General features: G+C 70.4%; 22 protein-coding genes. 10 read left to right on the top strand and 12 right to left on the bottom strand.

All coding sequences use genetic code 11. The features are described 5' to 3' along the window. Positions 1-125 precede the first annotated feature (125 nt). The 4 genes from ABFX54_RS11565 (at position 126) to ABFX54_RS11550 (ending at position 2,988) form a co-directional block, all read left to right on the top strand. Positions 126-614, top strand: a complete 489-nt coding sequence (locus ABFX54_RS11565) for an aminoglycoside phosphotransferase family protein (protein ID WP_346103995.1) — start codon at positions 126-128, stop codon at positions 612-614. Beyond that, positions 581-718: a hypothetical protein gene (locus ABFX54_RS11560; protein ID WP_346103993.1), complete on the top strand. Its 138-nt coding sequence runs from the start codon at positions 581-583 to the stop codon at positions 716-718. Before ABFX54_RS11565 ends, ABFX54_RS11560 begins: the two co-directional genes overlap by 34 nt. Positions 719-1,038: 320 nt before the next feature. Next, positions 1,039-2,304, top strand: coding sequence for a S1 family peptidase (locus tag ABFX54_RS11555; protein ID WP_346103991.1), 1,266 nt, complete (start codon positions 1,039-1,041; stop codon positions 2,302-2,304). A 30-nt stretch (positions 2,305-2,334) separates the two neighbouring features. Then, a complete protein-coding gene (locus ABFX54_RS11550; RefSeq protein WP_346103989.1) occupies positions 2,335-2,988 on the top strand; it encodes a LysE family translocator in 654 nt (217 codons plus the stop codon). Between the two features lie 21 nt (positions 2,989-3,009). Here the strand turns inward: ABFX54_RS11550 and ABFX54_RS11545 are convergent, their stop codons facing one another. Continuing rightward, entirely contained in the window at positions 3,010-3,612 is a 603-nt protein-coding gene (locus tag ABFX54_RS11545) for a TetR/AcrR family transcriptional regulator (protein WP_346103987.1), read from the bottom strand. Between ABFX54_RS11545 and ABFX54_RS11540 the strand changes: the two genes are divergently transcribed. After that, positions 3,612-4,130: a glutamate cyclase domain-containing protein gene (locus ABFX54_RS11540; RefSeq protein WP_346104135.1), complete on the top strand. Its 519-nt coding sequence runs from the start codon at positions 3,612-3,614 to the stop codon at positions 4,128-4,130. The two genes, ABFX54_RS11545 and ABFX54_RS11540, sit on opposite strands and share 1 nt — an antisense overlap. Positions 4,131-4,190: 60 nt before the next feature. Here the strand turns inward: ABFX54_RS11540 and ABFX54_RS11535 are convergent, their stop codons facing one another. Together ABFX54_RS11535 and ABFX54_RS11530 are read right to left on the bottom strand one after the other, a co-directional pair. Beyond that, on the bottom strand, positions 4,191-4,508 hold the full coding sequence (locus tag ABFX54_RS11535; protein ID WP_346103985.1) for a hypothetical protein: 318 nt from the start codon (positions 4,506-4,508) through the stop codon (positions 4,191-4,193). Positions 4,509-4,595: 87 nt separating this feature from the next. Further along, positions 4,596-5,147 carry a GtrA family protein gene (locus ABFX54_RS11530; protein WP_346103983.1) on the bottom strand — a complete coding sequence of 184 codons (552 nt, stop codon included), beginning with the start codon at positions 5,145-5,147 and terminating at the stop codon, positions 4,596-4,598. A gap of 121 nt (positions 5,148-5,268) precedes the next feature. Between ABFX54_RS11530 and ABFX54_RS11525 the strand changes: the two genes are divergently transcribed. Continuing rightward, on the top strand, positions 5,269-5,979 hold the full coding sequence (locus tag ABFX54_RS11525) for an SDR family oxidoreductase (protein WP_346103981.1): 711 nt from the start codon (positions 5,269-5,271) through the stop codon (positions 5,977-5,979). Between the two features lie 234 nt (positions 5,980-6,213). Here the strand turns inward: ABFX54_RS11525 and ABFX54_RS11520 are convergent, their stop codons facing one another. From ABFX54_RS11520 to ABFX54_RS11500, 5 genes are all read right to left on the bottom strand, one after another. Next, positions 6,214-7,302 (bottom strand): MBL fold metallo-hydrolase, encoded by a 1,089-nt coding sequence (locus ABFX54_RS11520; protein ID WP_346103979.1) that lies wholly within the window; start codon positions 7,300-7,302, stop codon positions 6,214-6,216. 109 nt (positions 7,303-7,411) lie between these two features. After that, positions 7,412-7,804: a universal stress protein gene (locus ABFX54_RS11515; protein ID WP_346103977.1), complete on the bottom strand. Its 393-nt coding sequence runs from the start codon at positions 7,802-7,804 to the stop codon at positions 7,412-7,414. Beyond that, positions 7,801-9,285: a tripartite tricarboxylate transporter permease gene (locus ABFX54_RS11510; protein ID WP_346103975.1), complete on the bottom strand. Its 1,485-nt coding sequence runs from the start codon at positions 9,283-9,285 to the stop codon at positions 7,801-7,803. Before ABFX54_RS11510 ends, ABFX54_RS11515 begins: the two co-directional genes overlap by 4 nt. Further along, positions 9,285-9,791, bottom strand: coding sequence for a tripartite tricarboxylate transporter TctB family protein (locus tag ABFX54_RS11505; protein WP_346103973.1), 507 nt, complete (start codon positions 9,789-9,791; stop codon positions 9,285-9,287). The genes ABFX54_RS11510 and ABFX54_RS11505 overlap by 1 nt, the downstream gene beginning before the upstream one ends. Next, positions 9,788-10,804 carry a Bug family tripartite tricarboxylate transporter substrate binding protein gene (locus tag ABFX54_RS11500; protein WP_346103971.1) on the bottom strand — a complete coding sequence of 339 codons (1,017 nt, stop codon included), beginning with the start codon at positions 10,802-10,804 and terminating at the stop codon, positions 9,788-9,790. Before ABFX54_RS11500 ends, ABFX54_RS11505 begins: the two co-directional genes overlap by 4 nt. Before the next feature lie 97 nt (positions 10,805-10,901). On the opposite strand from ABFX54_RS11500, the gene ABFX54_RS11495 reads away from it, so the two are divergent. Further along, the gene (locus tag ABFX54_RS11495) at positions 10,902-12,545 is read left to right on the top strand and encodes a sensor histidine kinase (protein WP_346103969.1); all 1,644 of its coding nucleotides are present in this window, start codon (positions 10,902-10,904) and stop codon (positions 12,543-12,545) included. Then, positions 12,542-13,219 (top strand): response regulator, encoded by a 678-nt coding sequence (locus tag ABFX54_RS11490; protein WP_346103967.1) that lies wholly within the window; start codon positions 12,542-12,544, stop codon positions 13,217-13,219. The genes ABFX54_RS11495 and ABFX54_RS11490 overlap by 4 nt, the downstream gene beginning before the upstream one ends. 7 nt (positions 13,220-13,226) lie before the next feature. Here the strand turns inward: ABFX54_RS11490 and ABFX54_RS11485 are convergent, their stop codons facing one another. From ABFX54_RS11485 to ABFX54_RS11475, 3 genes are all read right to left on the bottom strand, one after another. Further along, the gene (locus ABFX54_RS11485) at positions 13,227-13,454 is read right to left on the bottom strand and encodes a citrate/2-methylcitrate synthase (RefSeq protein WP_346104133.1); all 228 of its coding nucleotides are present in this window, start codon (positions 13,452-13,454) and stop codon (positions 13,227-13,229) included. Between the two features lie 449 nt (positions 13,455-13,903). Continuing rightward, the gene (locus tag ABFX54_RS11480) at positions 13,904-14,437 is read right to left on the bottom strand and encodes a hypothetical protein (RefSeq protein WP_346103965.1); all 534 of its coding nucleotides are present in this window, start codon (positions 14,435-14,437) and stop codon (positions 13,904-13,906) included. Positions 14,438-14,470: 33 nt separating this feature from the next. Then, positions 14,471-15,235 carry a class I SAM-dependent methyltransferase gene (locus tag ABFX54_RS11475; protein WP_346103963.1) on the bottom strand — a complete coding sequence of 255 codons (765 nt, stop codon included), beginning with the start codon at positions 15,233-15,235 and terminating at the stop codon, positions 14,471-14,473. Between the two features lie 108 nt (positions 15,236-15,343). On the opposite strand from ABFX54_RS11475, the gene ABFX54_RS11470 reads away from it, so the two are divergent. Continuing rightward, positions 15,344-16,270, top strand: a complete 927-nt coding sequence (locus ABFX54_RS11470) for a phosphotransferase (RefSeq protein WP_346103961.1) — start codon at positions 15,344-15,346, stop codon at positions 16,268-16,270. Positions 16,271-16,274: 4 nt separating this feature from the next. Here the strand turns inward: ABFX54_RS11470 and ABFX54_RS11465 are convergent, their stop codons facing one another. Further along, positions 16,275-17,330, bottom strand: a complete 1,056-nt coding sequence (locus ABFX54_RS11465; protein ID WP_346103959.1) for a protein kinase family protein — start codon at positions 17,328-17,330, stop codon at positions 16,275-16,277. Positions 17,331-17,453: 123 nt separating this feature from the next. Here ABFX54_RS11465 and ABFX54_RS11460 point away from each other — a divergent pair, with 123 nt between their 5' ends. After that, positions 17,454-17,876: an MFS transporter gene (locus tag ABFX54_RS11460; RefSeq protein WP_346103957.1), complete on the top strand. Its 423-nt coding sequence runs from the start codon at positions 17,454-17,456 to the stop codon at positions 17,874-17,876. Positions 17,877-18,049 lie beyond the last annotated feature (173 nt).

Genomic DNA, 18,049 nt, shown 5'->3' with positions numbered 1-18,049 from the left:
GGGATCGGATCGCGGCAATAGGGTTCCGGCGTGATCGAATCGCCTCCCTTCGAACTGCTCGACGGCTTGCTGGGCCGCCGCACCGACGACCCAGGCGTCGCGCGTGCCTGACCCAGCTGGTCGAGGTGCAGAAGGCGACCATCGACCGCGTCGACGAGCTGATCGCCGTGGGGTGCGTCCCGCTCACGCCGGCCGCGCTGGCGGACGGCGTACGGTCGATCCTGGCCCGCGACGACATCTGGCGGGCGCCCGCACTGCCGAAGAACCTGAACCGGGCGCTGAGCGGCGAGGAAGCCGACCGGCTGCAGGCCCTGGCCCCCTACCTGGTCGAGTGCGCCGAACGCCTGGACGAGGCGGCCGTTCCGGCGACGATCGTGCACCGCGACTTCCACCCGGGCAACGTGGTCGTACGCGACAACGGGATCCTGCTGCGTGACTGGAGCTTCGCCACCGTCACGACCCCGCTGTTCGACCTGGCCTCATGGCTGCTCGACGCGTCCGAGCCCGACGCCGCCGACTACCTCGACGCCTGCTTCGCCGCCTGGTCCGGCACCGTTCCTCAGGAACGGATGCGGAACGCGTGGCCAAGCCGCTCGCCGCGGTGGTGGAGCTGATGAAGCTGATCGAGCTGGCCGACCTCGTCGGACCGGATCACGACTTCGATTGGCTGCCAATGACGTACGGCTGGGCCTTCGAGGAGGCTGAGTGCCGAAATTAGCGGTAGCGACCTGGGGCTTCTTCGCCTGTTAGCGGTCCGTGATGAGGCGTCCAGGGTGATCGTGCAATCTGACGATCACCTGGGTTGCCGGCGCATCTGGCCGCTGATCGCCGTTACCCCCCGCTCCTTCAGCCCCGCTCCTTCAGCATCACTGCAAAGACAGGCGCCCCCGGCAAAGGGGCTCCGCCCGAAGTCATCTCTCGATGCCGGATAGACCGGGTGTATTCCCGACGTATTCCACGCTGCTGCCGACGCGTGCAACGATCATTAATCCAGTCCGCCGATGATCACCATTACAGGCGGACGAGGAAGGGACGAAGATGGGGATCAGCAAGCGGGTGCCGGGAGTGCTGGCCGTACTCCTCTTATCCATGGGTGGACTACTGGCGCCGGTTCCGGTGCAGGCGGCGTCTGTCGCCGTGGTCGACGACGAACCCGGGGACCTCGACCCCGAGGCCGGTGGGACCGAGGACGGGCTCGCCGTGGACGCCGAGTCCTACGCCAAGGAGTTCGGGGTCACGACAGAGCAGGCGCGGGCCAGGCTCACGGCGCAGAACGACTTCGGCGCCCTGGTGGAGGAGATCGAAGCGGCCCATCCCGACACGTTCGCCGGATCGACGGTCGAACACGAGGGCACCTTCGGCCTGCGTGTCCGTTTCACCGGTGACACGGTCCCCGAGCAGGTCGCGCAGATCGTGAAGGGCGTGCCGGGGGTCACCCTCCAGACGGGTGCGCGCTACAGCCTCGTCCAAGCCGAGAAGATCATCGACTCGACGGGGACCACCCTCGACACGCACGGCGCGGTCGACGGCGTCTTCTACGACTCGACCAACGAGCGGTTCGTGCTGGACATGGTCGACGCGGCCACCGGCGACCGCTCGCAGGAGGAGGTGATCGCCTCGCTGCGGGCGACACTGCCCGCGTCCCTGCCCGCGGAGATCCGCTCCGCCGAGATCAGGCTCACGCCGCAGTCCGCCGGCGACGGCCAGCGAGGCGGACTGCGGATGGACACGTGCACCAGCGGGTTCTCCGTCAGGAACGGCGCAGGTGAGAAAGGCATCCTCACCGCCGGGCACTGCGGCAACACGCAGCGGTACCGCTACTACGGTTCCAACACCTGGGTGTCGACCTCCTTCCGGAGGCAGGAACGCAACGCCACCAGCGACGTGCAGTGGCACACCCGTCCCAACATGGTCGCCTACCCGAGGTTCCATGGCGCCAGCACCGAGGCGACGCGGCCGGTCACCGGGCGCGTGGTGCGGAGCGGTCAGAACGGCGACTACGTCTGTCACCGGGGGAAGTCCACCGGCTACAGCTGTGGCCGGGTCAGCACCATCTCCTACCGCCCGACCTGGCGCAACGCCTGCGACGGCCCCACCTGCGCGGCCACCTGGATCCGGGTGTCCGGTCCCAACCTGAAGTGCTACCCGGGTGACAGCGGAGGCCCCTGGTTCAACGCCAACCGGGCCTACGGCATCTACAAGGGCCAGTCGTCCACCGGAACCGGGACCGCCGGCTGCAACTGGGCCGTCTACATGGCGATCAACTACATCTCCAGCATCGAAGTCTCTCTACTGTACGCGTGACGCCGCCGGCCCCCGGGTAAGGTGCCTGCCGTGGCCGTTACCACCTCCATATGGCAATTCGCGCTCATTGTCGGGCTTCTCACTCTCACCCCGGGGCTGGACACCGCCCTGATCCTCAGGACCGCGGCCCTCGGACGCCACCGCAGCGCGTGGGGCGTGGTCCTGGGGATCCAGACCGGCACTCTGATGTGGGGCGCGCTCACCTCGCTCGGCGTGACGGCCCTGCTCACCGCCTCGCACATCGCGTACGAGGTGCTGCGCTGGGCCGGCGCGGCGTACCTGGTCTGGATGGGCGCCCGGATGCTGGCCGGCACCTTCCGCAGGAGGGCGGCGGACGGAGAGCCGGCCACGCCTGCGGACGGGCATCCGGTCATGTCAGGACGAGACACCATGTTCCGCGGCTTCCGGCAGGGCCTGACGACGAACCTGCTCAACCCGAAGGTGGGCGTCTTCTACGTGGCCGTGCTGCCGCAGTTCATCCCGGCACAGACCAGCCACCTGGCGATGGGGATCCTGCTCGCCTCGGTGCACGTCGCGCTCGGGCTGCTCTGGTCGACGGCCCTGGTCGCCTTCGCCCGCGGGCTGCGCGGATGGCTCCGTACGGAGCGGGCCAGGCGGCTGCTGGACCGGGTCGCCGGGACCGTGATCGCCGCCTTCGGGATCCGGCTCGCGCTCGGCGACTAGGGCCCAGGTGCTCGATCGACGTCAGGTGCCCGACGGTCGCGCGCCCACCCCGTCGAGCAGCACCTTGAGCGAACTCTCCAGCGTGCCCCGCGCGGCGATGCCGGTCAGCTCGCCCGCCAGGCGCTCCACCCGTTCGAAGCCGCGCAGGCGGGCGGTCGCCGCCATCGCGCGCCCGGCCTCCGCCTGCGCCTCGGCGTCGATGTCGCGCCGCGGCCGCTCGAACACGATGTGGCCGAAGGTGAAGGAGAAGATCCGCCAGAACGTCCGCGCCGCCTCCTCTCCGGTGATGCCGCCGTCCTCCAGGTTCGCCAGGACGTGCTCGGCCGGCCGTCCGAGACCTTCCGAGTGGGCGGGAACGCGCCGGTTCACCAGCATCTGCACCACGCTGGGATGGGCGAGGAGCAGCTCCCGCCAGGCCACCATGATGTCGATGACCCGCTGCCGCCAGTCCGAGGCGCTGCTGTGCGGCACCTCCATCCTGCTGAGCGCGAGGACGAGCATGGCGTCGATCAGCTCGTCCTTGGAGTCGACGAACCGGTAGATCGTCATCGGGGAGATGCCCAGCTCGGTGGCGACGCTGCGGATCGTCACGGCGTCGAGCCCGGACTGGCCGGCCTGTCGCACTGCTCGCCCCGAACCGCGCGGGCGTCATCCATGGAGCCACCGGCAACCCCTGGCACGACGTGCACTTCGACTGCGCGGCGCTGTTCGAGCAGGCGCGCGCCCGTGGCATCCTCACCTGCGGCATCGGCGGCGCCGGCAACGAGGCCGGCTTCGGCGGCATCCCGGAGATGGCGGCCATCCAGCCCGCGGGTGGAACGTGCCGCTGCCCCTGCGGCGCCGGGATGGCCGCCGCGGTGACGACCGATCACGTGCTCACCGCCGCCATCTCGGACTGGGGCGGGTACGCGGTCACCGCGCTCATCGCGTACCTGGTCGAACGGCCCGATTCGATCGCGGACGCCGGATACGTGGAGAACCTGCTGCGCGCCGCCGTGCGCGCCGGAGTCGTCTGCGGCTGGCCCGCCCGTCCCACGTTGAGCGACGACGGCGTGCCGCTCGACGCCCAGCGGGCCGCCGCCACCCTCATGGGAACGGCCGTCACCCAGGCTCTGACCCGGGCCCCTTCACCGTCCCACTGAACACCTCCGGAGAAGTCCGGTTGCGGAACCTGAGCGGCGGCTGCCGGGTCCCGTCGCTCACTATCGCCAACCGTGGCTGATCAGGCCGGGGCCGGTGGCCGCGTGCAGCAGCCGCCGGCCCCAGCCGTACGTCATCGGCAGCCAGTTGAAGTCGTGATCCGGTCCCACGATGTCGGCCGGCTCGATCAGCTCCATCACCGCGGCGAGCGGCTTGGCCAGGCGCCACGCGCGCCGCATCCGTTCCTGAGGGACGGTGCCGGACCAGGCGGCGAAGCAGTCGTCGAGGTGGCCGGCGGCGTCGGGCTCGGACGCGTCGAGCAGCCATGAGGCCAGGTCGAACAGCGGGTTGGTGACGGTGGCGAAGCTCCGGTCGCGCAACGGCCAGCACGGCTTCCACGGAGTCGGACGACATGAGCATGAGCACCCCCCCAGGATCGACGGGCCCCTGCGGCGGTGTTCAGGTCGTCAGGCGGCCTCGTGGGTGGGGTCGGGCTCGGGCGCGAGGCGTAGGTGGCCGGGATGGGGACGGGCCTGTTCGTCGGGGAAGACCCATCTGCGCAGCGCCCAGAAGCGGAAGACCATGGCGATCAGGGTGCCGATGACCTGGGCGCTCATGAAGTCGGCGATCTCCTGGGTGAGCAGGCTCACCGCTGGGGTGTCCAGGCCGAAGACGTACCGGGAGATCCAGAGTGGCGCGGAGCTGAGCACCAGGCCGATGGCGCTGACCAGGAAGAACAGCGCCGCCTCGTGCCGGCGCTCGCGGCCGCCTCTGGTCCGGAACGACCATTCGCGGTTGAGGACGTAGGACACGATCGTGGCCACGAGCACCGCGATGATCTTCGCGGTCACCGGCTTCGGCTCCAGGAAGGTCAGCTTGAGCCCGTAGAACACCGCGTTGTCCACTAAGAAGGTGGTCCCGCCCACCACGGCGAACTTGAGCAGTTCGCGGTGCTTCAGCACGAATGCGCGCAGCGGTTGCGGTGATCTGGCGAGGAGCGCCTCTGCTATTCGGAGCACCCTCGATCTTCTCACCGCTCGAACACTCCGCCGACCGTCACGGTCAGCATAAGACCCTTGAGCATGACTTGCGTCACATCGCTTGCCTCTGACGTCAATGTCAGGTTCTACGGTGGCGAACATGCAGATCAACGGAGCACATGTGCTGGTCACCGGAGCCAATCGCGGCCTGGGCCGGCAGTTCGTCCTTTCCCTTCTTGAGCGCGGCGCCGGCAAGGTGTACGCGACCGCGCGCCGCCCCGAGCTCATCGACGTGCCGGGAGCCGTACCGTTGCGACTCGACGTCACCGACCCGGACTCCATCGCCGAGGCGGCGGCAGCGGCGCCGGACGTCAAGATCGTCATCAACAACGCCGGCATCTCCACCGGGGCGAACCTGGTCGACGGGGACCTGGACCTGGTCCGCCGCGAGATGGACACCCACTTCTACGGCACCCTCAACGTGATCCGCGCCTTCGCGCCCCAGCTGGCCGACGGCGCGATCCTCAACGTGCTGTCCGCGGTCTCGTGGCTCGCCGTCGACGGCGCGGGCGCCTACCACGCCGCCAAGGCCGCAGAGTGGGCGCTCACCAACAACGCCCGCCTGGAGCTGGCCGGCCGGCGCACCCTGGTGACCGCCCTGCACCTGGGCGCCGCCGACACCGACATGATGGCCTGGTACACCGGCGACAAGACCGCCCCCGAGGTGATCGTGAAGGCCGCCCTCGACGGCGTCGAGGAGCACCGGACCGAGATCCTGGCCGACGACTGGAGCCGCCAGGTGAAGGCCTGGCTCGCGGAGGACTCCGACGTCATGTACAGCAAGGCCGCCGCCGCCCTTTCCACCGCCTGACCGTTCCACCTGCGGCTGCGCCCTCACGCCGCCGTATTGCGACAGCGGAAGGTCGCAGGAGTCGAACTGATCGCCGCGCTCGTCGAAGAGGTCGGCGGTGACGATGGCCATGGCGCGGTCGTTTCTGGGGGGATGGGGCAGGGTGCCAGTAGCGATCTGCTGCCGCTGGCACCCTGGGTGATGGTGTGGGTCGACGTGGTGCCCGGGTCCGTGCGGCGGCGCCCGGGCGGGGGATCAGTCCTCGGGGCCTTCCATCTCGCCGCTGCGCGGGTTGGGGCCCTGGGGGTTGGGGCCCGGCCCGGAGGCGGGCAGGCCGAGGGCGCGCTTGACCCGCGAGTTGTCGACGGATCGCAGTCCCCGCTTGTCGTAGACCCAGGCGTCGAAGTAGTTGATCGGCGGGACGAGCGTGACGTCGAAGTCGGCCAGGACCTTCATCAGCTTGGGGACCTCGGCGGGGTCGAAGGCGTAGTGCAGGCCGCCGAACAGGTTGAAGCCGCCGCGGGCGCCGATGTGGTGCGGCATGAGGGTGGTGGGGCGGAAGGTGGGCACGATCACCCGGGCCTGGGTGACCACGCGTGATTCGGGGCCTGGCTGCCACAGTTCGAAGGTTTGCAGGCCGGCGGCGCGCATGGCCTTGCCGAGGTTGCTGAGCGGTGCGCCGCGGTTCTCGCCGCCGACGATGTGTTCCTTGGTGAGCTCGGCTCCGCCGGCGCCGCTGTCGGACAGGAACATGGTGAGGGTCTTGCCGGGGGTTTGCACCTTGAACAGGAAGCCGAAGGTCTCGATGCCGCCGTCGGGGCCGCTGGTCTCGCCGACGTCGACGCTGTGGACCCATTTGATGACGTGCATCTCGACGTGCTTGCTCAGGTGGAAGACCTCGCCGCCCTTGACGGGGCGGCACTGGGAGCGGGGGACGCCGTAGGCGATGGCCGCCTCGCAGGCGGCTTGGGAGGCGATCAGCGGGACGCCGGTCTGCTTGGCCCATTCGGGGGTGTCGACCGAATGGTCGCCGTGCTGGTGGCCGAGCAGGATGTAGTCGATGGTGCCGGTCTTGGCCAGGGCGGTGCGGACCTTCTGCACGACGGCGGGGTCGGGGGTGCGGGCGGGGTAGCCGACGGCGCCGTCGAGCAGGATGCCGACGTCGCCGATCTGGTAGTGCCAGTTGGTGATGCCGAACCAGGTCATCCGGATCTCGCGGGGCATGCCCCGCTGGGGGCGGTAGTGGTCGTCGGCGTGGGCGGCGGTGGCGGTCGTGGCCAGGGTGGCGGCCACGGCGGTGGCGGGGATGCCGGCCAGGACGGCGCGACGGGGGATGTCCTGCATGGGTGCCTCTCGTACGAGAACTGGGGGTCTGCGGGGGCTTCAAGGGAATGCGGGGTCTGCGGCGCGGGCCGGTTGGGGCCCGGCGCCGTGCGGGTGGGGGGCGGAGGGGTCAGCCGGCCTTGACGGCCAGGACGGGGCAGGTGGCGTCCAGCAGGACGCGCTGGGCGGTGGAGCCCATGATCAGCTTGCCGACGGGGCTGCGGTGACGGATGCCGATGACGAGCACCGACGCGGCCAGCTCCTGCGCCAGCTCGACGAGCTGTTCGGCGGTGTCGTCGCCGCCGAAAAGCTGCCGGACGTCGTGCTCCACTCCCGAGTCCGTCAGCGCCCGGATGATGCGGTCGAGGTCGGGCTGGGGCGCCAGGTGCGGGTCGACGGGGGCCTCGCCGGTGGAGGTGTTGACCACGATCAGGGGTTCGGCCCGGCGCTGGGCTTCGGCGATGCCGGCGTGCAGGGCCGCTTCGCCTTCCGGGGTGGGGACGTAGCCGACGAGGACTGTCACGAGGGCCTCCGGACGATGCGCTTGATCAAGGGCCAGGCCAGCACGATGAGGATGATGGCGTAGATGGCGTAGGAGACGGGCCCGCCGAGCAGGCCCGACAGCTCGCCGCCGGACAGCTGCAGCGAGCGGCGGCCTTGGAGCTCGGCGCGGGGGCCGAGGATGACGCCGACGATCAGCGGCAGGACGGGCAGTCCGAAGCGGCGCATGCCGAAGCCGAGCAGCCCGAGAATGAGCAGCAGGATCAGGTCGAACGGCTGGGCGTTGACGGCGTAGGCGCCCATGGAGGCGAAGAACAGGATGCCGGCGTACAGGTAGGGACGCGGGATGCGCAGCAGCCGGGCCCAGGCGGGCGCGAGCGGCAGGTTGAGCACGAGCAGCAGCAGGTTGCCCACGAACAGGCTCGCGATCAGCGTCCAGACCAGGGTCGGCTGGCGGTCGAACAACAGCGGCCCGGGCTGGATGCCGTAGGACTCGAAAGCGGCCAGCATCACCGCGGACACGGCGGTGGTGGGCAGGCCGATGGCCAGCATCGGCACGAGCGTGCCGGCGGCGGAGGCGTTGTTGGCGGCCTCCGGCCCGGCGACTCCTTCGATGGCGCCGTGGCCGAACTCCTCCGGCCGCTTGGCCAGCCGCTTTTCGGCGGCATAGGACAGGAAGGTCGGGATCTCGGCGCCGCCGGCGGGCAGCGCGCCGAACGGGAAGCCGAGCGCGGTGCCGCGCAGCCAGGGCTTCCAGGAGCGCTTCCAGTCCTCGGCGCCCATCCACGGGCGGCCGACCGGGACGACGGGGGCGGCCTTGCGGCGCAGATGCGCGGCGACCCACAGCGCCTCGCCGACGGCGAAGATGCCGACGGCGACGACGACCACGTCGATGCCGTCCGCCAGCTGCGGGATGCCGAGCGTGAGCCGTTGCTGGCCGGTCACGCCGTCGATGCCGATCGTGCCGATGACCAGCCCGATCAGCAGCGCGGCGAAGCCGCGGACCCGGGAGCTGCCGAGCGTGGCCGAGACGGCGACGAAGGCCAGCAGCATGATGGCGAAGTAGTCGGGCGCGCCGAGGCTGATGGCGAAGCGGACCACGAACGGGGTCACGAGCACGAGCGCCAGGGTGGCGATGGTGCCGGCGATGAACGAGCCGATCGCGGCGGTGGCCAGGGCCTGGGCGGCGCGGCCGGCCTTGGCCATCTTGTTGCCCTCGATGGAGGTGATGACCGAGGAGGACTCGCCGGGGGTGTTGAGCAGGATGGAGGTCGTGGAGCCGCCGTACATGCCGCCGTAGAAGATGCCGGCGAACAGGATGAACGCCTGGGTCGGGTCCATGCCGTAGGTGATGGGCAGCAGCAGTGCGACGGTCATGGCGGGGCCGATGCCGGGCAGGACGCCGACGGCGGTTCCGGCGATCACGCCGATGAGGGCGACCAGCAGGTTGCCCGGAGACATGACGTTGGCGAAGCCGTCGAGCAGCAGGTTCAGGTTGTCCATCACAGAATGCCTTGCAGCACGCCGGCCGGGAGGTTGACGCCCAGGCCGATCGCGAACGCGTAGAAGGTGATCAGGGCCAGCGCGACGGCGATGATCAGGCCGCGCAGGTGGTGCCGGTTGCCCAGGGCGAAGGCCGCGCCCCAGAACAGGAGGGTGCCGCTGATGACCCAGCCCAGCCAGTCGATCAGCGCCGCGTTGAGCAGGAAGACGCCGATCAGCAGCAGCACGGTGCGCCGGTCGATGCGGGTGTCCAGGTCGATGTCCTCGCCGGCCTCCGGTTCGCCGCGGCCGCCGCGGGCCACGTCGATGCCGTACACCAGCGCGACGACGAGCAGGCACACGCCCAGCAGGATCGGCACCGGGCGGGGCCCGATGGGGTCGTTGCTGCTGGTCAGGTGGGTGATGCGGAGGGCGTCGGCGATCACCAGGAGTCCGGTGACGGCCAGGACCGCGCACACGCCGTACTGTGCGCGGTCCTGGACCGGCGCCGAGGTGTCCGGGCTCATGCCAGCCCGAGCTCGGACAGGATGTCGGCGACGCTCTTGTCCTGTTCGGCGAGGTAGGCGGTGAACTGCTCGCCGGTGAGGAAGGAGTCGGTCCAGCCGCGCTTGGTCAGCTCGCTCTTCCATTCCGCCGAGTCGTGCATCCGGGTGATGGCGTCGATCCACATCTTCTTGTCGGCGTCGCTGATCCCGGGCGGCGCGACGATGCCGCGCCAGTTGCTGAAGACCAGGTCGATGCCGGAGGCCTTGAGCGTGGGCACGTCCTTGACCACGTCGATCGGCTCGGCGCTGGTCACCGCGAGGATCCGCACGGTACCCGCCTCGACCTGGTCGAGGAACTCACCGTAGCCGCTCGCGCCGAAGCCGATCTTGTTGCCGAGGATCGCGGGCAGCAGTTCGCCGCCGCCGTCGTAGGAGACGAAGTTGACCTGCTTGGGGTCGATGCCGACGGCCTTGGCCAGCTGCATCGGCAGCAGGTGGTCCGGCCCGCCCGGCGAGGAGCCGCCGCCGACGGTCACCTTCTTGGGGTCCTTCTTCCACGCCTCCACCAGGTCGCCGATCGTCTGGTACGGCGAGTCCTTGGCGACGACGATCGCGCCGGCCTCCTCGATGAGCTTGGCGATCGGGGTGGTCTGGGTGAGCGTCGCCTTGGACTTCGAGGCGTAGGAGGCGCCGGCCACGCCCAGGCCCATCAACAGGGCGAGCTTGCCGTTGCCCTTCTCGTTGATGGTGCGCTGCAGGCCGACCGTGCCGCCCGCGCCGGGCAGGTTGAACACCTGCACCCCGGCGGCGATCTTGGTGTCCTCCATGACCTTGGCGGCCGTGCGGGCGGTGGTGTCGTAGCCGCCGCCGGGCGTGTTGGGCACCACGATGCGCAGCCCGGCGAGGGGCTCACCCGCCGCGCTGGCGCTGGCGCTTGTGCCATCCTGCCTGGGCGCGGTCGCCCCGCAGGCGCTGACCGCGACCATCGACAGCGCCGCCAGGGCGCCGAGCACGACGCTGATCCGATTTCTCACAATGGACTCTTTCGCATTGACAAGTGCAGCGCCATGATTATGCGAGCCCGGCCCGCGGGCCGTCTTCCTTGTGTGACCAGCGGAGATTGTGTTCATTGTGTTCATCAGACGCCGCCGCGCGACCCTGGCCGGCGAGATGCTCATCCTGCAACTGGCCATCGTCGTGGTGGTCCTGCTCGCCGTCGGCGCGATCTCGCTGGCGCAGTCCGCGGCGACGTTCGACCGGGTCGAGGGGCGGCGGGTGACCGCGCTGGCCGAGCAGCTGGCGTGGAACCCGCTGCTGCGCGCCCAGATCGACCAGCCGGCGCCGCGGGAGGTGCTCGCCCCGCTGCTGCACTCGACGCTGAACCAGTCCGGTGTCACCTCGGTGACCGTGGCCGACGTGCGCGGCACCATCATCAGCTCGACCAACACCACCCTGCTGGATACGGCGCTGCCGCTGGGCGACGCGGGCGTGGCCCGCGCGCGAGGATGGTCCGGCCACCTCGTCCTCGACGGAACCCCGGAGGTCGCCGCCCAGGTGCCGGTCCTGGACGACGCCCCGGGCAACGACGGACACCACCTCGGGACGGTCTCGATCGGGGTGGCCGCCCCCACCGTCTGGCAACGGCTGGTCGGCGCCTCCTCCTACCTGCTGACCTACCTCAGCGTCGCCAGCCTGCTCGGCGGGCTCGGATCCTGGCTGCTGGCCCGGCGGATCAAACGCCAGACCCTCGGCATGGAACCCCGCGAGATCGCCGGCCTGGCCGAACACCGCGAGGCCATGCTGCACGGCATCGCTGAAGGCGTCATCGCGCTGGACCAGCAGCGCCGGCTCACCATGGTCAACGATATGGGCCGCGCCCTGCTGGGCCTGCCCGAGCACTGCGTCGGCATGAGCCTGCCCGCGCTCGGCATCCACGAGCGCCTGTACGACGTGCTGACCGGTACCGGCGAGGCCCGGGACGAGATCGCCATCCACCGCGGACGCGTGCTGGTGATGAACCGGATGACCATCCGCGCGGACGGGCGCCGCCTCGGCTCGGTGACCACCTTGCGTGACCGCACCGAGCTGGCCCAGCTCGAACGCGAACTCGGCTCCTTCCGCAGCTCCACCGAGCTGCTGCGCGCCCAGGCCCACGAGTTCGCCAACCAACTCCACGTCATCTCCGGGCTGATCCAGGTCAAGGAGCACGACGAGGTCGTCCGCTACATCCGGGCCATCCGCAAGCACCGCGAATCCCTCGACCTGAACCTGAGCAGCCGCATCGGCGACACCTCGGTGGCGGCGCTGCTGATGGCCAAATCCTCGCTCGCCGCCGAACGCCGCGTCGAGCTGCGCCTGTCCGAGCGCGCCGCGCTGGACCGGCTCGACCCCCTGGACGCCGCGGACGTGGCCACCGTCACCGGCAACCTCGTGGACAACGCCATCGACGCCGCCGGCGGGGCGGCTGACGGTGCCTGGGTCGAGGTCGAGCTGCGCCAGGACACCTCCAGCGTCGAGATCGTCGTCCGCGACTCCGGCCCCGGCGTCGCCCCCGAGCTCGCCCGCGAGGTGTTCACCCGCGGCTTCACCACCAAAGCCGCCCAAGGCGGCGAACGCGGCATCGGCCTGGCGCTCACTCAGCTCGTCTGCCACCGCCGCGGCGGCGAGGTCACCGTCACCAACACCCCCGACGGCGCCATGTTCACCGCCCACCTGTCCATCGGACGGTACGCCGCCGACTCCTCCGAGCACGAGACGATGGAGATCCCCCGATGATCGACGTACTGGTCGTGGACGACGACTTCATGGTCGCCAAGGTCAACAGCGGCTTCGTCAATCAGGTCGACGGCTTCCGCGTGATCGGCACCGCCAGCACCGGCGAGCAGGCCCTGGACCGCATCGCCGCGCTGCGCCCCGACCTGGTGCTGCTCGACCTCTACCTGCCCGACCTGTTCGGGCTGGAGGTCATCACCCGGATGCGCGCCGCCGGCCACGACTGCGACGTCATCGTGATCAGCGCCGCGCGTGAACTGGACGCGGTGCGCGGCGCCGCCCGCCGGGGCGTCAGCAACTACCTGCTCAAACCGTTCGACTTCGACGACCTGCGGGTCCGGCTGGAACGCTACGCCACCCAGCGCGCCGCCCTCGGCACCACGGTCATCACCAGCCAGGCCGACGTGGACCGGCTCCTGGCCGCGGGCGGCTCACCCGCGCCCGCCGCGCTGCCCAAAGGCATGAGCGTCGAGACCGCCGAACTGGTCAAACGCGTCCTCACCGAGACCGGCGGCACGCTGTCGGCCACCGAATGCGCCACCCAGGTGGGCATCTCCCGGGTCAGCGCCCGCCGGTATCTCGAACACCTCACCACCATCGGCGCGGCCGAGGTCTCCCTGCGCTACGGTGGCACCGGCCGCCCGGAACGCCGCTACCGGTGGCATCATCCCGCCTAACAGAGGGTCAGGCCGGGCCCCGCTCGTACTCTTCCAGCGCGTGCGCGATCCACCCGGCGCTGCGGGCGATCACGAAGACCGCCTCGCCTGTGCCGTTGGCGAGGTCATGGGCGAAGCAAAGCGCCCCCAGCGCGAACTCGACGTTGGGGTGCAGCTGGCGCCGCTCGATCACCAGCTTCACCGTGGCCCGGATGATGTCCAGCCGCTCCGGCTTGGCCGAGGACCCGGCGAGCAGGTCCAGCAGCCGCGGCCGGCAGGTCGTACCGGAACGGGTCCAGCGCTCCGAGCATCATGGTCGTCGCCTTGATCCGGTCGAGCGGCAGGCTCGAGGCCGGCATCGCCTCCTGCACCCGGCCGATGGCCTGGCCCGCTCCGGCGTCCAGCAGCCACTCGCGGCCGCGCTCAGGTGGGCGTCCTTGAGGTGGGCGACGAAGCCGCCGACGGCAGCCGCTTGAACTGCGGATAGGCCGTCCGCTCGATCCACGTCATCCCAAGGCCGTCCCTCACCTCGATCCCGGCGTCCAGGCCCCGGAAACCGTAGCGACGATCAACCGTGCCGAACGGTCTTGTTCGCCAAACCGCAACCAAACCCACGCGGAGGGTCACGTCAGTGGACGACCAAACCTTTTGACCAGTGGCTCAGCGGCCCCCACTGCCCCTTTCACTCGTACTTCGTCTGCCGCCCTAGTTGAAGCAGTCCTGCGCGTGCAGCGCCATGCCGTACTCGCTGACCTTGCCGCGCGTGACGGTGAAGTTGTAGTACGCCTTCTTGTTGCCGGGGACCGTGATCACGTAGAAGCCGTGGAAGTCCTTCTTGATGCGCGGGTACGCGGCCTTCAACTGCTTGGTCGTGGAGCCGATCTTGATGCCCTGCGGGGTCTTCATCCCCTTCGCGGCGTAGATGGCGGCCACGCCCACGCGCGGCGAGATGTAGAGGCCCACCGAGTTCTTCGGCGTCGCGTATTTCTTCAGGTCCCAGCCGGAGCAGCCCCCGCCGCCCGGCGCCTTCTGGACCACGTCCCCGGTGGCCCTGGCCTGCTTGACGGTCATTCCGAGTTTGACGGCCCCGTAACCGTACGGCCCCAGCGTCGGCTTCGCCTGGGCGACCGCCGTACCGGCTCCGGAGACCAGCAGCGAGCCGGCGAGGAGCGAGGCCCCGATCATCGTCTTCATCATGCCTGCTTTGACGCCAGGGCGGCGGTAAAGGTTCTGAGTCACGATCATCCATTTGATCCCCATTAGCCCCTTGCGTCAGCCGGCGCGACCGATCGGAGCCAGCGTGGCCAGGTAGCCCCGGAAGAGCACGGTCATCTCCTCGGTCAGGAACACCTCGGCGAGCGTGCGCCGACACCACTCGCGCGCCTGCTCGGCGCTGTCCTCCCCACGTGCGATGGCACTGGCCACGCCGACCTCGCCCAGCACGTAGCGGAGATAGGCGTCGAACGTCATCGGCACCGCAACCTCGACGTCGACGCAGTCGAGCAGGCGCAGGCCCGTCCCGGAAAGCGGCAACTCCGGCACGGCCAGCGGCCACCAGCCGGACGGTGACGGAAACCGCTGCTCGAACGACGTGAACCACGCCGCCAGCGCGTCCCCAGTCAGGGAGTGCCGGCCTTTCGCGTAGTCGTACAGGAGGAAGATCCCGTCCGGGGTCAGGACGCGGGCCACCTCGGCGAGGGCCGGCGGAAGATCGGCGTAGTTGAGCGAGCCGGCGGCGGCGACCAGGTCGAACGACGCCGTGGCGAACGGCAGCGCCTCCGCCGTGCCGACGGCGAATCGGGCGGATGGCGCGACGGATCGCCGGTGCGCGAGCATCGCCTGGACCGGCTCCAGGCCGATGACCTGCTCGGCCGATGGCACGAGCGCGGCGGTGGAGACGCCGGCGCCGCATCCGATGTCCAAGGCCCGCCGAAAGGGACCTTTGGCGCGAACCGACGTGAGGATCTGCCGATGCACCGCAGGACGGTCGAAGGCGTAACTCGCCGCCAGCCGTTCACTGTCATAGACGCTTGTCATGGTTGATCAGCTCCACACTCGGCACAGGATCTGCGGACGATCATGTCGCAGAGCCTCATGTCCGGTAAGCGGCGGATCGGGGGCGGTGGGCGGCTATGGTTGCTCCGCATGACGCACACCGAGATCGACATCAGCGCGGACTTCGTCCGGGAACTGCTGCGTGATCAGCACCCCGACCTGGCCGATCGTCCCCTGCGGCTGGGCGCGCGTGGCTGGGACAACCAGTTGTGGCGCTTGGGCGACGACCTGGCCGTCAGGTTGCCCTGGGCGACGGAGGGCGCTGATGAGCTGCTGCTCAAGGAGCACACCTGGCTGCCCGTTCTCGCTCCGCGCCTGCCGCTGCCGGTTCCCGTTCCGCAGCGACTCGGTGAGCCGTCCGACCTGTTTCCGCGGCGGTGGATCGTCACCACCTGGGTGCCGGGGGAGCCCGCCGACCGTGCCCCCGTCAGGCGTGGCAACGGGTCGGCCGGCGCCCTGGGCGCCTTTCTGACCGCGCTGCACCGGCCCGCCCCCGACGAGGTGGACACCGCCGGCCGGGGTCGCGGCGGGCCCATGGCCGGCTCTTCGGAGTGGGTGGCCAAGCAGCTCGCCGACGCCGTCGAACGGGAGCTGATCTCCGGCCGGGACGCGGACGACGTACGCGCGGTCTGGGACGACGCCGCCGCCGCGCCCGGCTGGGCGGGCCCGCCGCTCTGGCTGCACGGCGACCTGCACGCGGCCAACGTCGTCACCGCGGACGGCGCCCTGTGCGGCGTGATCGACTTCGGCGACCTCTTCGCGGCCGACCCGGCCTCCCCCCTGCCCGCGGCCTGGACGCTGCTGCCGGACGGCGCCGCCGATCGCTGCTTCGCCGCCTACGGGCATGCCCTGGACGCCGCGACCCTGCGCCGCGCCCGCGGATGGGTCGTGATCCGCGGCCTGGCCGGCCTGCACATCGGCGACGCCGGCGTGCACGGCCGCCCGGGCGGCAAGGCCACGTGGGGGCCGGCCGGCCGAGCGGCGCTGCGGCGCGTCCTAGCAGCTGCGCACCGCTGACGGTTCATTCGAGCGGCAAGGCGTGCCGTCCGGCGACCTCGCGGATCCGCTCCAGCGGGTACGGCGTCGTCCTGCTCTCACTCTGGCGAGCGTGGTAGTAGTCGTTCAGTACGGTGACCAGCGGGCTGTGCCGCGACAGCAGGGCCGCGACCCCGTCGGGCACGCCGGCCGGCCGCGTTCCCGCCGCCCACTCCCGTACGAGTTCGCGGCGTTTCGGCCAGTCGGCGCCGTGGAGGGTTCCGGCCAGCCAGTTCACCAGGTACGCCAGCGTGAAGGTGCGGTCGTAGGTGAGATGCCGCTGGTAGAAGGCCGATTCCTCCGCCGACAGGTCGAACCGGGCCGACACGGCCTGCCCGAAGTCGGTCAGGTAGAGGCGGTGCCCGTCGGTGAGCACGTTTCCGAAGTGCGCGTCGAAGTGCAGCAGGCCGTTCGCGTTCATGAAGGACACGACCTCGCGCAGCCGCCGGTCCGCCAGGGCGCAGGCGCGGTCGGCGTCGCCCGCGCGTATCCGCTCGTCCAGCCACCGGTTCAGGTCGGTGGGGAAGTGCTCAAGGAAGAGCGTCAGGCTCGCCGGCGCCTCGGCCAGCGCTTCGAGGCGGCGGCGTACGCCGGGCGCGCCCTCCCAGAACGTGACCGCCCGATCCACGTCGGCCAGGTCGCCGTAGAGCGGGGCGGGCTCCGCGCTGGGCAGCACCCGCCAGTGGTACAGCAGCGGAAAGCCGGGAAAGCGGCCGGTCAGCACCCATTCGGTGGTCATCGTGTGCGCGGCCAGCTCGCGCCAGGCGCCGAAGCCGGGCGAGCCGATGCCGTACTGGCAGAAGGGCGGCAGACCGAACAAGTTGGCCGTCGAGTGCGGGTGGCGCAGCTCGGGCTCGGTGACGGGGACACGCTTGACGAACACCGGGGTGCCGCCGACGTCGAGCCGCGCGGACGCCCCGCCGATGCCGGTGCCGAGCGGCACGGCCTCGCGCTCCAGCAGCTCGGCCAGCGCGCGGTCGTCGTGGCGGGCCAGGGCCGTGGAGACAGCGCCGTGGGTGGTCAGCCGTGTGTCGATCATCATGATCACCCTAGTGCCCGTCACTCACTCGGGTGGCTGAGCCGATCCTGGTTGACGGTAGTTGGTATTGCGAACAAGTGTACTTCGCATTGCCAACTATACGTGTAACGAACTAAAGGTGGGGCGGTGAAGAGTGCCAACGCGACATTGTTCGCCCTTGTCACCTCGGTCTTCGGCTACGCGCTCATGCGGACGATGGTCGTCCCCGCGGTCGGCCTGCTTCAGCGCGAACTCGACACCACGCCCGGCGGGGCCTCGTGGATCATCGGCGGGTTCTTGCTGTCCAGTGCCGTGCTGACCCCGCTGCTCGGCCGGATGGGCGACCTGTACGGCAAGCGCCGGGTGCTGCTCGCCGTAGCGCGAGACGATGCCGCGCGAGCGGCTGACGTTCGCGTTCTGGCTGATCTCCGGGATCGTCGGCGCGGGCGTGCCGTCCTGCTCGGTGACCTGGGTCCCGCTCGCCAGGACCGGCGTGGCCGACGGGCTCGACAACATCGCCCGCACGGTCGGCGGCGTCGTGGGCAGCGGCCTGGCCGCCCGCCGTACTGAGCGGCGGCTACACCGACGCGGCCTTCACCACCCTGTTCTGGCTGGCCACCGCGACCAGCCTGCTCGGCGTCGCGGCCGCCCCCTTCGCGGTACGGCATGCACAGGGGAGGGAGCCTGAGCGCGTCAAGCAAGCAAGAGCCCGACCACCTGACCGGCGGGCCTTCCCTTCGGTC

It is taken from the genome of Nonomuraea maheshkhaliensis (assembly GCF_039529435.1).
Classification (GTDB): domain Bacteria; phylum Actinomycetota; class Actinomycetes; order Streptosporangiales; family Streptosporangiaceae; genus Nonomuraea; species Nonomuraea maheshkhaliensis.
Note: the sequence above shows the minus strand (reverse complement) of the source record. Positions and strands in the feature narration are given on the sequence as shown.